Raw genomic sequence first — 12,896 nt, forward strand, 5'->3', positions numbered from 1 at the left:
CAGCGATCCCCGCGATGGCTGTCTTCGATGGTCCCTGTTAGCCGGCAATGATCCGGCCTGCAGGAGCGTGGGCATGTCTGCACGGTGCCGCCTGCCGATGCTGCTGCTGCGCTTGAACAGGGCCAGTCTGCCGCAGTGCCCGGGATTTGGCTTGCATCGCAGGCTGACCTACACTTTGTCGCGTTGCCCACTGTCTGAGGATTGGTCCAATGCGCCATTGATGCCGCCGTCGTGATGACGGCCTTACCCGCTGCCGGTCCGGCTGGATCGGTGCGTGTGCTGGCATGCAATGGAGACCCGTATGACCTGTCCGTCGCTGACGCTGGAACGCGTTGCGTATGTGCTGCCCGATGGCAGTCCGCTGTTTTCCGATCTGACAATCCACATCGACCAACGCGCCACCGGCCTGGTGGGGCGCAATGGCGTGGGCAAGAGCGTGCTGGCGCGCCTGCTGGCCGGCGCGTTGCTGCCCAGTGCCGGGCGCTGTGTGCGCAACGGCAGCGTGCACTACCTGCCGCAGCGCGTGCGCGTTGCGCCGGGGCAGAGCATTGCCGACCTGGCCGGTGTCGCGCCGCTGCTGGAGGCGCTGGACCGTATCGCTGCTGGCAGCGTTGCGCCCGCCGATTTCGAACTGGTCGGCGAGCGCTGGGCCGCCCATGCGCAATTTGCCGCAGAACTCGAACGGCAAGGCCTGGGTGGGCGCGATCCGCGTGCACCGGCCGCGCAGCTCAGCGGCGGCGAAGCGACACGCGTGGCACTGGCCGGTGCGTTTCTGACCCGGCCGGACCTGTTGATTCTGGACGAGCCCAGCAATCACCTGGATGGCCCGCAACGCCAGCGGCTGATGGATCAGTTGCTGGCGTGGAGCGGTGGCTTGCTGGTGATCAGCCACGACCGCGGCCTGCTCGATGCGATGCAGCGCATTGTTGAATTGTCCGCGCAGGAGCTGCGCAGTTATGGCGGCAATTACACGTTCTATGCGCAGCAGCGCGCCATCGAACAGCAGGCGGCCAGCGCGTTGCTGGCCCAGCGCAAACAGGCGCGTGCGCGCGGCGAGCAGGCGCTGCGCGAACAGCAGCAGCGTCACCAGCAGCGCCAGGCACGCGGCGCGCGTGCTGCAGGGCAGGCCAATCAGGCCGCGATCCTGCTCGGCGCGCAGAAGCAGCGCAGCGAGGTCAGCGCGGGGCGGCTGCAACAGCAACGCCAGGCCGACCAGGCGCGGCTGAGCGAGGCGGTGGTGCAGGCCGCGGCGCTGGTGCAAGACGACCCCACGATCGCGCTACTGGCGCCGACATCGCCCGCCGGCGCATCGCAGCGCTTGGCCACGCTGCAACAGGTGGAACTGGCGCACGGGCGGCTGGGCGGGCGGCGGTTGGATCTGCTGTTGCATGGGCAGCCGCGGATCGGCCTGGTCGGCCCCAACGGCAGCGGCAAGTCGTCGTTGCTGCAGCTGCTGGCCGGGCGCCTGCAGCCCAGCGCGGGGCAGTGCCAGGTGCATGTGCCGGTGGCGTATCTGGATCAGGACCTGGGGCTGCTGGACCCGGCGCGCTCGGCGGCTGCGCAGCTGCAGGATGCAGACCCGGGTGCGCCAGCCCACGCACAGCGGCTACGCCTGGCGCTGCTGGGGCTGGACCAGAGGCATGCCGACCTGCCCACCGGCCAGCTCAGCGGCGGCCAGCGGCTCAAGGCGGCGCTGGCCTGCGCGCTGTACCGGGCGCAGCCGGCGCAACTGCTGTTGCTGGACGAGCCGACCAACCACCTGGATCTGGCCGCAGTGGAGGCGATCGAGGCACTGCTGCACAGCTACCCCGGTGCGCTGATCGTCGCCTCGCACGATGCCGCCTTCCTGCAGCGGCTGGGCCTGCGGCAGCGCCTGGATACCGCGCAGGCGCAGTGGCGGCTGGCGCCGTGGTGAACCGCACGACGGGCGATCCGGCCGGCGGGCTGGTAAAGCCGGGCCCGATGGCCGACCATTTGCGCCCCGCCCGCGGCGGCCACGGCTCTGCCCTCCAGGGCGCCGGCCCAGCGTCCTGCTCCCGCGCTCGCCCCCACGGCCAGCGTCTCCATCGATACCTGCCTACGTGAAATTCTTTGCATCCTGTGCCAAGGGCCTGGAATACCTGCTTGCCGACGAGCTGCTGTCGCTCGGTGCCAGCAAGGCCACCGCCACCATCTCCGGCGTCAACGTCGAGGGCGAGCTGCGCGATGCGCAGCGCGCCGTGCTGTGGTCGCGGCTGGCCAGCCGGGTGCTGTGGCCGCTGAGCGAGTTCGATTGCCCGGACGAGGACGCACTGTATGCCGGGGTGGCCGGATTGCCGTGGGACGAGCACCTGTCCGTCGGCCACACGCTGTCGGTGGACGCGCATGTCTCCGGTACCGCTATCACGCACGCCCGTTACGCGGCGCAGCGCATCAAGGACGCGGTGGTCGACACCATGCGCCGGCAGGGCCTGGAGCGCCCGTCGGTGGATGTGGACAGCCCGGATCTGCGTTTGAACCTGTCGCTGCGCAAGGGCCGCGCCACCATTTCGGTGGATCTGGGCGGCGGCCCGCTGCATCGGCGCGGTTGGCGCATGGCGCAGAACGATGCACCGCTCAAGGAGAATCTGGCCGCGGCGGTGTTGCTGCGCGCCGGTTGGCCGCGCGCCTATGCCGATGGCGGCGGCCTGCTGGATCCGATGTGCGGCAGCGGCACCTTGCTGATCGAAGGCGCGCTGATGGCCGCCGACGTGGCGCCCGGCCTGCAGCGCTATGGCAGCGATCTCCCCAGCCGCTGGCGCGGCTTCGACCGTGAGGGCTGGCAGCAGCTGGTGGGCGAAGCGCGCGAGCGCGACAGTCTCGGCCGCGCCGCACTCAGGCAGGTGATCCACGGCAGCGACATGGACCCGCATGCGATCCGCGCCGCGAAGGAGAATGCGCAGGTGGCCGGTGTGGCCGAGGCGATCTGGTTCGGCGTGCGCGAGGTGGGTGATCTGCAGACCCCGCCGCAGGCTACCGGCGTGGTGGTGTGCAATCCGCCTTATGACGAACGCCTGGCTGCCGATGCGGCGCTGTATCGCCGCCTGGGCGACACCTTGCAGCGCGCCGTACCGCAATGGCGGGCCAGCCTGCTGTGCGGCAACGCCGAGCTGGCGTATGCCACCGGCCTGCGCGCGGGCAAGAAATACCAGCTGTTCAATGGCGCGATCGAATGCGCGTTGATCGTCTGCGACCCGATCGCGGTGCCGCGGCGCACCCCGCTGGCGGCGCCGACCGCGCTCAGCGAAGGCGCGCAGATGGTCGCCAACCGCCTGCGCAAGAATCTGCAGAAGTTCAAGAAGTGGCGCGCACGCGAAGGCATCGAATGCTTCCGCGCCTACGACGCCGATCTGCCGGAATATTCCGCCGCCATCGACGTGTACCAGCAGGCCGATGGCGATCGCCGCGTGTTTTTGCATGTGCAGGAATACGCCGCGCCGGCGACGATTCCCGAAGCCGACGTGCGCCGCCGTCTGGGCGAGCTGCTGGCCGCCGCACGCGAGGTCTTCGAGGTGCCGGGCGAACGCGTGGCGCTCAAATCGCGCGAGCGTGGCAAGGGTGGCAGCAAGTACGGCCGCTTCGAGCAGCGCAACGAATTCATCAACGTGCGCGAGCATGGCGCCTTGCTGCGGGTGAATCTGTTCGACTACCTGGATACCGGCCTGTTCCTGGACCATCGCCCGTTGCGCGGCACCATGGCCATGCAATCGAATGGGCGGCGTTTCCTCAACCTGTTCTGCTACACCGGCGTGGCCAGCGTGGAAGCGGCGGTGGCCGGGGCAAGCGCGACCACCAGCGTGGATCTGTCCGGCACCTATCTGCAGTGGTGTGCCGACAACCTGGCCCTGAACGGCCAGGCCGGCAGCAAGCACACGCTGGTGCAGGCCGACGCGCTGGCCTGGCTGGAAGCCGAGCGCGCGCATTTCGACGTGATCTTCTGCGACCCGCCGACCTTCTCCAACTCCGCACGCGCCGAGGACTTCGACATCCAGCGCGAGCACGTGCGGCTGCTGCGTGCGGCAATGGCGCGGCTGGCGCCGGGTGGGGTGCTGTACTTCTCCAACAACTTCCGTCGCTTCAAGCTGGACGAGGAACTGGTGGCCGAGTTTGCGCAGTGCGAGGAAATCAGCCCGCGCACCATCGACCCGGATTTCGAGCGGCATGCGCGCATCCACCGTGCCTGGCGATTGACCGCCTGATGCCGCGGCCCGGTCGCGTCTGACCGGCCAGTGCAGGCATTGCGCGCCCGCTGTCGCCGGCGCCCGGCTGGCTGCGGTGCGCCATGCCAGCGGCGCGTGGTGGCGCAGCTGCAGCCGTGCAGGCCAGGGCGGGGCAGGCAGCCAACAAGCCGACCACAGCGCTGCGGTATGCTGATTCGCATGCTTTGGAGTCAACGATGACCGCACCACCACGGATTGCCTTTGTTGCCAGTCACGCCGAGCCGGCGGTGACCGCGCGCGCGCGTCTTGTGCAGCGCTATGGCGATCATGCGCTGGACACCGCCGACATCGTCTGCGCCCTGGGCGGGGACGGCTTCATGCTGCAGACCCTGCACCGGCATGGGGCTGCCAGCAAGCCGGTGTTCGGCATGAAGCTGGGCTCGGTCGGGTTCTTGATGAACCAGTACCGCGACGACGAGGACGACCTGCTCGCACGTCTGCAACGGGCCGAACCGGCGCATCTGCGCCCGCTGGAAATGCAGGTGCAGACCGAGTCCGGTGCCAGCACGGTGTCGCTGGCCTACAACGAGGTCTCGCTGCTGCGGCAGACCCGCCAGGCCGCGCACCTGAGCGTGGATCTCAATGGCCAGACCCGCATCGCCGAGTTGATCGGCGACGGGGTCATGGTCGCCACGCCGGCCGGCAGCACCGCCTACAACTACTCCGCGCACGGGCCGATCCTGCCGCTGGGCTCGCACACGCTGGCGCTGACGCCGATCGCCCCGTATCGGCCGCGCCGCTGGCGCGGCGCCATCCTCAAGGCCGATACCGAAGTGCGTTTCCGCGTGCTGGACCCGTACAAGCGCCCGGTCAGCGTCACCGCCGACTCGCACGAGATCCGCGATGTGGTCGAAGTGACCATCCGCGAATCCACCCAACGCCAGGTCACGCTGCTGTTCGATCCCGAACACAATCTGGAAGAGCGCATCTTCAGCGAACAGTTTGCGGTCTGAGGCGCGGGGATTGGGCATTGGGGATTCGGGATTGGCAACGGCAGCAGCGTGCCACGTCGTGTTTAGAAGGCGCGCACGCGCTACGATGCTGCGCAGATGGGCGATCAAATCCCGACCCAGTAGTTCCTGCTTTAAACCAATCCCCAATCCCCACTCCCGAATCCCCGCCCCAATGGCTGATAATTCCCCCAGGCTCCTGACCGTCGCGGTGACCTCGCGCGCGCTGTTCGATCTCGAAGAAGGCCATGCGCTGTTCGAGGCCGATGGCGTGGAGGCGTATTCGGCGTTCCAGCGCGAGCACGAGGATGACATCCTGGAGCCGGGTGTCGCCTTTCCGGTGGTGCGCAAGCTGCTGGCGCTCAACCACGATGTGCCCGAGGAAACCCCGCGTGTCGAGGTGATCCTGCTGTCGCGCAATTCCGCCGATACCGGGCTGCGCATCTTCAATTCGATCCAGCACTACAACCTGGGCATCGTGCGGGCGACCTTCACCTCGGGCCAGCCGACCTGGCCGTACGTGAAGCCGTTCGGCACCGATCTGTTCCTGTCGGCCAATCCGGAATCGGTACGCCGCGCACTCACCCATGGCATCGCGGCGGCGACCATCATGCCGCGTGCGCCGGGCGAACGCGCCGAGGCCGCCGCGGCGATCGTGCACAACGACGAAAGCCGCCTGTCCACCCAATTGCGTATCGCCTTCGACGGCGATGCGGTGATCTTCGGCGACGAGAGCGAACGCATCTCGCGCGAGCAGGGCGTGGAGGCGTTCGGGCGCCACGAGCGCGAACGTGCGCGTGAGCCGTTGTCGGTCGGGCCGTTCCGCAATTTCCTGTCCGCGCTGCATGCGCTGCAGGCGGCATTCCCGCCCGGCGAGGCCTCGCCGATCCGCACCGCGCTGGTCACCGCGCGTTCGGCGCCGGCGCACGAGCGGGTGATCCGCACCCTGCGCGAATGGGGCGTGCGCCTGGACGAGGCGCTGTTCCTCGGCGGACGCCACAAGGGGCCGTTCCTGGAGGCGTTCGGCGCGGATATCTTCTTCGACGATTCGCAGCACAACATCGACAGTGCGCGCCAACACCAGCATGTGGCGGCCGGTCACGTACCGCATGGCGTGGCCAACGATCCGCCGGGCAGGTGAGCGAGTGAGCGAGGCACCGAGGCCGCCTGGATGCGCCGCGCTGCGCTCCAGCTGGCGGCAACTGGAGCTGTATTTTGCCGACGACACCGTCCAGACGCGCATGTCGCGTTGGGCACCGTACCGGCTGATGCTGCCGTACACGCGCGGCATGCTCGCGGCGCTGTGGTTGCAGCCGCGCCCCGAGCGCGTCGGCCTGATCGGCTTCGGGGGCGGCGCGCAGGCCAAGTTCTGTCACCGCTATCTGCGCAGCACGCGTATCGAAGCGGTGGACGCCGATGCGCAGGTGCTGGCCCTGCGCGATGCGTTCGGCGTGCCACGCGACGATGCGCGGCTGGAGGTCACGCACGGCGATGGTGCGCAGTGGATCGGCACGCGTGCCGGGCGCTACGACCTGCTGCTGCTGGATGCCTACGATGCCGATGGCATTCCGCCGGCGTTGTGCACGCCCGGGTTCTACGCCGATTGTCGCGCTGCGCTGACGCCGAGCGGTGTGCTGGCCCTGAACCTGTTCCAGGTGCCGCTGGCCGGGCATCTGGCCGCGCTGCGCGAGGTGTTCGAGGGGCGGGTGCTGCTGTTGCCCGAGCCGGACCCGCGCAACCAGCTGCTGTACGCCTGGAACGGCAAGCGCGCGCCGGGCACTTCGGAGCAGGCGTTGGCGGCGCTGCCGTGGTCGGCACGCCGGCAGCTGCGGCCGTCGATGTTGCGGCTGCAGGCGGCGTGGATGGAGCGGGCCTGGCGGTTTTCCTGAGCCGCTGTCCGGCGCCCGTCGTCAGCCTGCAAATGCGACACGCCCAACATCGCTCGCAGGCGCGCCCTTATGGGGTCAGCGGATGTTCCGCTTCCGCCTCTGCCAGCGGCAAGCGGATATCGGTCAACCGCCAGCGCAGGCCTTGCCGGGTCAGCACGAACACCACCGGCGCTCCGGCTGCGGTGCGGGTGGTCGCGGTGAAGCGGCGGGTGGACTCGAAGCGCTGCTGCGCGCCTTGCAGCGGACGCGCCGGCGCTGGCGCCGCATAGGTGTCCGGGCTGACGGTGGTGCCGGTGACGCGATTCCACACGCTGTGGCCTTGCAGCAACGCGCCGATGCCCAGCGGCGTCACCAGCGTGTCCACGCCGGCGCCGCTGATGCCGCTGGCAAGCTGCAGGGCGAATCCGCCCAGCAGGCTGGATTGCATGCGGCTGCCGGCCTGGCGGATCAGGTAATCGTCCAGCTGCGCCTTGAGGTTGACCCGCAGGCTGGGGAAGTCCACATGACGTTCCAGCTGTGCGGCGTCGCGACTGGCGACTGCCTCGCTGATGCCGCGAATGGCCAGATACGGGCCCGCAACCACATAGCTGGCCAGCAGCAATGCGGCCAGCACAGGCAGCAGCAACCAGCGCTTCTTCATGACATGCAGTCCATTGCTGTTGTCTGCACCAGGCGCATCGAGGCATGGCGCCGCGCAGCGAGAAATCGCCGCGGTCCGCCGGTTGCCTGCGCAGCGTCGATTGCCGTCGGCGCCGTGCGATGCATCAGAATTCCAGATCCAGCGCGGCGCACAGGTAATCGATGAACGGCGCCAGCACCACCAGGTCCGCCTCGATGGTCTGGCGCAGGCGAGGGCCGGTCATGATGGCATCGTCGAGTGGACGCAGGTACGCCCAGTTGCGATGCTTCAGGTCGTCGATGAACTCGAAATCGTTGGGAAAGCCGCGCGGCGCACGCACCAGTTTCTCGCTGTCGTCCAACGCGAACTTGCGGCGTAGTTTTGGCTCGTAGGCGGCCGCTTTCCAGTTGGCGGGATTGTCGAAGATGAACTGGCGCAGCTTGCGCTGGGTGTCCGGCTCCGGATGCCACAACCCCGCACCCACGAAGCTCTCGCCCGGCTGCAGATGGATATAGAACGACGGCGCCGGTACCTGGCGGCGGCGCTCATGGAACAGGCGCGCGCCTTGCCAGTTCTTGTACGGCGATTTGTCGTTGGAAAAACGCGCATCGCGGTAGATACGAAACAGCGAGCCGCCCTGGGTCTTGGGGTCGGCGCGATAGTGCTCGCTGACCTGTGCCAGCGCGGGCTGCAGGTCGGTGATGAGCTGCAGGAACGGCTGGCGCACATGCGCCTCGTACTGATGCCGGTGATCGTTGAACCAGGTCTTGTCGTTGTGGCGCGCCAGGGCGCGCAGGAACTTGAAGCTGGCATCGGAAAAATAGGTGGTCATAGCGTGCGTTGGAGGTCCAAACCCCAGGCGGCGAGCTGGTCGAGCAGGGACTGCTTGGTAGCATCGTCCGGGTGAGCAAGCCGTAAATCCGCGATCTGCGCATGGAACTGGTCGAGCGTGACCTCGCCCAGGCCACGGTCCTCGAGCAGGCGTTGGCGGCGGTAGACGTTCCAGCGTTCCTGCTCGTCGAACGACAAGGTCTGCGGCCAGTTGCGCGCGCGGTAGCGAAACAGCAACTCGACCAGGCGCGGATCGCGAAAGCGCGATTCCAGCGCGCCCAGCTCGGCCGGTGCACTGGCGCGCACCTGCGCCAGCAGGCGCTTGTCGCCTTCGGCCAGGAAGCCGTCATACAGCGAGGCATCGGCATCGTTGACCGCCGGCGCCGCAGCGCGCTCGTTGCCGTACACCTGGCGCACCTTTTCGGCCAGTTCGGGGCCGAGCGCGCGCAGGCGTGCAGCCTTGGCCAGCACCGCGTCCGGGTCGATGCCCAGGCGCTGGAAATCCGCCGCGCGCAGATGCTGCCAGGCCACCAGCGCCGGCGACTTGTTCACGTGCACTTCCTTGAGCGCAATGCGCTGCTCGCCTTCGGGCAGGTCGGCGGCGCGGATATACAGCCGGTCGGCGATCTCGTCCGGGCTCAGGCGCAACAGCACTTCAGGGTCGCCTTCCAGATCGAACACGATCACGCGGCTGTCGATGCGTGGATGGCGCGTCAATGGCAGCACTGCGGCAGCGCACATGCGCGAGGCGGGATAGCGCTGCGAGACATGCAGCACCGGCTGCATGCCGATCACGTCCAGCAGCGTTGCCGCAAAGCGCTTGTCGCGCAGACGCAGCGCGTAGTCCCACAACTTGGGCTGATGCTGCTGGAACCTGCGCGCCATGCCGATGGTGGCGTACACGTCCGACAGCGCCTCGTGCGCGTCGCCTTCGCGCACCGCGTTGGCATCGGCCAGGTGTTCGAGCTTGAAGGAGGTGGCGCCGTCTTCGCGCTGCGGCCAGACGATGCCGTCCGGGCGCAGCGCATGCACCAGCCGCAGCACGTCCAGCAGATCCCAGCGCGAATTGCCGCCGCGCCACTCGCGCTCGTACGGGTCATAGAAATTGCGGAACAGCCCGCAGCGCACGAATTCGTCGTCGAAGCGGATCGAGTTGTAGCCCAGTGTGCAGGTCTGCGGCCGGCTCATCTGCTCGGAGATGCGCGCGAACGCTTCGGCCTCGCTCACGCCTTCGCGCAGTGCGTGCTGCGGGGTGATGCCGGTGACCATGGTCGCGTACGGGGAGGGCAGCAGGTCATCGGCCGGCTGCACGTAGAAACTGATCGGTTCCTCGATCACGCGCAGCTGCGCATCGGTGCGCACCGCGGCGAACTGCGCGATGCGCGTGCGGCGCGGATCCTGGCCGAAGGTTTCCAGGTCGTAGAAGAGAAAGCTGTCAGGCATGCCGTATCAAATCCAGATCCGCGGCGCGCTGCGGAGGGCGCCGCCAGTGCTGCCTAGTATCTCTTATCCGCGCGCCGGCCCGCTGACGCCGGCCTGTGCAGCTTGATCAGTGCGCGCCTTCCAGCGGTTGCAAGCGCGCATGCACGACCGCTTCCAGTGCCGCCCAGTCGATGCGCGACAGGTCGCTGTGCCCGCGCGTGGCCTCGACCAGGATCTCGCGCTGGATCTCGCTGCGCGCCAGGGCGATCGAATAGCGCGTGCGCAGGAAGGTCACCATCGTGTAATGCGGCACGAAACGGGTGGGCCAGCGTGCCTGCAGTTGCTGTTCGAGCGCGCGCTGCAGCAGGAAGTCGGGATCGTCGACGCGGTCGCGCATCTCCAGATAGTTTTCCAGCGCCATCTGCTGGATCGCCGCGGCATCCTCACGGCGTGCAGCCTGGAACGCGGCAAACGCAGTTTCCAGGTCGTGGTGCGCGTCCAGCTGCTCTGCCAGCGCCACGCAATCTTCGAACGCGCAATTCATGCCCTGGCCGTGGAACGGCACCATCGCGTGCGCGGCGTCGCCGATCAGCAGGGCGCGGCCGCCCAGATGCCAGCGGTCCAGCGTGAGGGTGCCGAGCAGGCCGGGCGGATGTTCTTCCCAATGTTCCTTGAGCTGCGGGATCAGCGGCAGCGCATCAGGGAAATCACGCGCGAACAGGGCCAGCGCTTCGTCGCCGTTGCGGGTGGTGGCAAAGCTGGGCTCGCCGGCGTTGGGCAGAAACAGCGTGACGGTGAAGGTGCCGCCGTCGTTGGGCAGCGCGATGCACATGTAGCGCCCGCGCGGCCAGATGTGCAGCGCGTTGCCTTCGATGCGGAACCCGCCGCCGGGCAGCGGCGGAATTTCCAGCTCCTTGTAGGAGTGATCGAGGAATTCAGTGCGCTCGCCCAGCGGCGATTTGCGCTGCATCGCCGCGCGCAATGCCGAGCCGGCGCCATCGCTGCCGATCAGACTCTGGAAATGGATTTCGTGCGGCTGGTCGTCGCGGTCGTCGATGAAGCGCGCATAGCCGGCGTCGAAGTCCACCGTATGCAGGCGGCGGTAGAAGTGCACGCGTGCGCCGGCCTGTTCGGCCAGATCCAGCAGCGCGACATTCAACGCTGCGCGGTGGATCGACCAGATCACTTCGCTGTCGTCGCGCCCGTAGCGCTGCAGCTGCGGCTGCGCGTGCAGCGGGTGCACCATGCGCCCGCGCATCATCACCGCCTTGGCCATCACCGCGTCGTCGGCGCCGGCCTGGCGCAGTGCATGGCGGCCGCGTTCGGCCAGCGCCAGGTTGATCGAGCGGCCGGACTCGTAGCCCTTGATGCGCGGGTCGCCGCGGCGCTCGTAGACGGTGACCTGCCAGCCGCGACGCGACAACAGGATGGCCAGCAGGCAACCGGCCAGGCCAGCGCCGATCAGGGTCAGGGAACGGGGAGAGACTGCGCTCAATGCGGTATCCGGCAGCGGCCGGACGCGAGTGCCGGCCAAGAGGGAGGAAGGAGAGTGGCTGGCAGCGGCACCTGCTGCGGTCGGCCAGGTGCGGGGTTCGGAGTGTACGTGCGCGGGTGCCGATTCCGGCTCACGCGCAGCCGTGTTCGCTGGCACAGTCTGTGCCGTATGTGCTCAGGCGGCGGCCCAGGATTCCACGTGCTCGACCAACTGGTGCAGGTCGCAGAAGCGGTTGTACAGCGGCACCGGTGCGATGCGGATCACGTCCGGTTCGCGCCAGTCGCCGAGCACGCCCACCGACTGCAGGGACTCGAACAGCGAGCGCCCCTGCGCGCGGCCGCCGGCCACCCGCAACGACAGCTGGCAGCCACGCTGCGCCGGCTCGGCCGGGGTGACGATCTGCAGCACCTGCGGCACACGGGCGTGGATCAGCTGTTCCAGATGCCCGGTGAGTTGTTCGGACTTGGCGCGCAGCGCCGCCATGCCGGCCTGGTCGAACAATTCCAGCGAGGCACGCAGCGGCGCCAGCGCCAGCACCGGCGGATTGCTCAGCTGCCAGCCTTCGGCCCCAGGCGAGGGCACGAACTGCGGATCCATGCGGAACCGGGTCTGCTGCTCGTGTCCCCACCAGCCGGCCATGCGCGGCAGGTCGCTGTTGGCATGGCGTTCGTGCACGAAACAGCCACCCACCGCGCCGGGGCCGGCGTTGAGATATTTGTAGTGGCACCAGACCGCGAAATCCACGCCGTCGTCGTGCAGCGTCAGCGCGATATTGCCGACCGCATGCGCCAGATCGAAACCCACCATCGCGCCCTGCGCGCGTGCCAGCCGCGCAATTTCGCCCAGCTCGAAGGCCTGGCCGGTGCGGTACTGGATGCCGGGCCACAGCACCAGCGCCAGCCGCGGACCGTGCCGTGCGATGGCATCGGCGATCGCCGCCATCGATACCGTGCCATTGGGTTGGTCGGCTTCCACTTCGATCAGTTGCGTGGCCGGATCCAGCCCATGCAGGCGCAGCTGCGATTCCACCGCATGGCGGTCGGACGGAAACGCGCCGGCTTCGATCAGGATGGCGCCACGCTCGGGCGTGGGCCGGTAGAAGCTGGCCATCATCAGATGCAGGTTGACGCTCAGCGTGTTCATCGCGACCACCTCGCCGGGCTGCGCACCGACCACCCGGGCCAGACCATCGCGCACCAGCTGGTGATAGGTCAGCCACTGGGTGGGACCGGTGAAGTGGCCCTCCACCGCGAGCGCACCCCACTGGTCGAGCACCTCGGCCACCATCGCGCGTGCGGCGCGTGGCTGCAGGCCCAGCGAGTTGCCGACGAAATAGGTCTGATCCTGGCCGGCATGCTGCGGGAAGATGAAGTCATCGCGCAGCTGGCGCAGCGGGTCGGCGGCGTCCAGTGCAACGGCATGGGCGCGGGACAGCAGGTCGGTCATGATCAC

At 68.3% G+C, this 12,896-nt stretch carries 11 protein-coding genes; 6 read left to right on the plus strand and 5 right to left on the minus strand.

The genetic code is table 11. The features are described 5' to 3' along the window. Nucleotides 1-301 precede the first annotated feature (301 nt). The 6 genes from H7A87_RS08125 (at nt 302) to H7A87_RS08145 (ending at nt 7,077) form a co-directional block, all read left to right on the plus strand. Nucleotides 302-1,915, plus strand: coding sequence for an ATP-binding cassette domain-containing protein (locus tag H7A87_RS08125; protein WP_119129102.1), 1,614 nt, complete (start codon nt 302-304; stop codon nt 1,913-1,915). After that, complete coding sequence (locus tag H7A87_RS20825) at nt 1,894-2,085, plus strand: hypothetical protein (RefSeq protein WP_119132245.1); 192 nt, start codon at nt 1,894-1,896, stop codon at nt 2,083-2,085. Before H7A87_RS08125 ends, H7A87_RS20825 begins: the two co-directional genes overlap by 22 nt. Further along, on the plus strand, nt 2,082-4,217 hold the full coding sequence (rlmKL, locus tag H7A87_RS08130; RefSeq protein ID WP_119129103.1) for a bifunctional 23S rRNA (guanine(2069)-N(7))-methyltransferase RlmK/23S rRNA (guanine(2445)-N(2))-methyltransferase RlmL: 2,136 nt from the start codon (nt 2,082-2,084) through the stop codon (nt 4,215-4,217). The genes H7A87_RS20825 and rlmKL overlap by 4 nt, the downstream gene beginning before the upstream one ends. A 197-nt stretch (nt 4,218-4,414) precedes the next feature. Continuing rightward, nucleotides 4,415-5,191, plus strand: a complete 777-nt coding sequence (locus H7A87_RS08135) for an NAD kinase (RefSeq protein ID WP_104582792.1) — start codon at nt 4,415-4,417, stop codon at nt 5,189-5,191. 172 nt (nt 5,192-5,363) lie between these two features. Continuing rightward, entirely contained in the window at nt 5,364-6,329 is a 966-nt protein-coding gene (locus H7A87_RS08140) for a 5'-nucleotidase (RefSeq protein WP_104582793.1), read from the plus strand. Nucleotides 6,330-6,333: 4 nt separating this feature from the next. After that, nucleotides 6,334-7,077 carry a transferase gene (locus H7A87_RS08145; protein ID WP_119129104.1) on the plus strand — a complete coding sequence of 248 codons (744 nt, stop codon included), beginning with the start codon at nt 6,334-6,336 and terminating at the stop codon, nt 7,075-7,077. 67 nt (nt 7,078-7,144) lie between these two features. On the opposite strand, the gene H7A87_RS08150 is transcribed toward H7A87_RS08145, so the two are convergent. From H7A87_RS08150 to kynU, 5 genes are all read right to left on the minus strand, one after another. Then, nucleotides 7,145-7,717: a DUF2939 domain-containing protein gene (locus H7A87_RS08150; protein ID WP_115676679.1), complete on the minus strand. Its 573-nt coding sequence runs from the start codon at nt 7,715-7,717 to the stop codon at nt 7,145-7,147. 124 nt (nt 7,718-7,841) lie between these two features. Then, complete coding sequence (locus H7A87_RS08155; RefSeq protein ID WP_119129105.1) at nt 7,842-8,528, minus strand: DUF2461 domain-containing protein; 687 nt, start codon at nt 8,526-8,528, stop codon at nt 7,842-7,844. Then, nucleotides 8,525-9,970, minus strand: coding sequence for an exodeoxyribonuclease I (gene sbcB / locus H7A87_RS08160; RefSeq protein ID WP_119129106.1), 1,446 nt, complete (start codon nt 9,968-9,970; stop codon nt 8,525-8,527). The genes H7A87_RS08155 and sbcB overlap by 4 nt, the downstream gene beginning before the upstream one ends. Nucleotides 9,971-10,076: 106 nt before the next feature. Then, the gene (locus H7A87_RS08165) at nt 10,077-11,444 is read right to left on the minus strand and encodes an NAD(P)/FAD-dependent oxidoreductase (RefSeq protein ID WP_104648565.1); all 1,368 of its coding nucleotides are present in this window, start codon (nt 11,442-11,444) and stop codon (nt 10,077-10,079) included. A gap of 174 nt (nt 11,445-11,618) precedes the next feature. Further along, nucleotides 11,619-12,890, minus strand: coding sequence for a kynureninase (gene kynU / locus H7A87_RS08170; protein WP_119129107.1), 1,272 nt, complete (start codon nt 12,888-12,890; stop codon nt 11,619-11,621). Nucleotides 12,891-12,896 lie beyond the last annotated feature (6 nt).

It is taken from the genome of Xanthomonas sp. CPBF 426, from assembly GCF_903989465.1.
GTDB classification, from domain to species: Bacteria; Pseudomonadota; Gammaproteobacteria; order Xanthomonadales; family Xanthomonadaceae; genus Xanthomonas; species Xanthomonas euroxanthea.

Bases quoted from the DNA above. Each gene is read 5' to 3' on its own strand.
- H7A87_RS08135 (WP_104582792.1), top strand. From the start codon at position 4,415: ATGACCGCACCACCACGGATTGCCTTTGTTGCCAGTCACGCCGAGCCG.
- H7A87_RS08125 (WP_119129102.1), top strand. From the start codon at position 302: ATGACCTGTCCGTCGCTGACGCTGGAACGCGTTGCGTATGTGCTGCCC.
- H7A87_RS08140 (WP_104582793.1), top strand. From the start codon at position 5,364: ATGGCTGATAATTCCCCCAGGCTCCTGACCGTCGCGGTGACCTCGCGC.
- kynU (WP_119129107.1), bottom strand. From the start codon at position 12,890: ATGACCGACCTGCTGTCCCGCGCCCATGCCGTTGCACTGGACGCCGCC.
- H7A87_RS08150 (WP_115676679.1), bottom strand. From the start codon at position 7,717: ATGAAGAAGCGCTGGTTGCTGCTGCCTGTGCTGGCCGCATTGCTGCTG.
- H7A87_RS08155 (WP_119129105.1), bottom strand. From the start codon at position 8,528: ATGACCACCTATTTTTCCGATGCCAGCTTCAAGTTCCTGCGCGCCCTG.
- sbcB (WP_119129106.1), bottom strand. From the start codon at position 9,970: ATGCCTGACAGCTTTCTCTTCTACGACCTGGAAACCTTCGGCCAGGAT.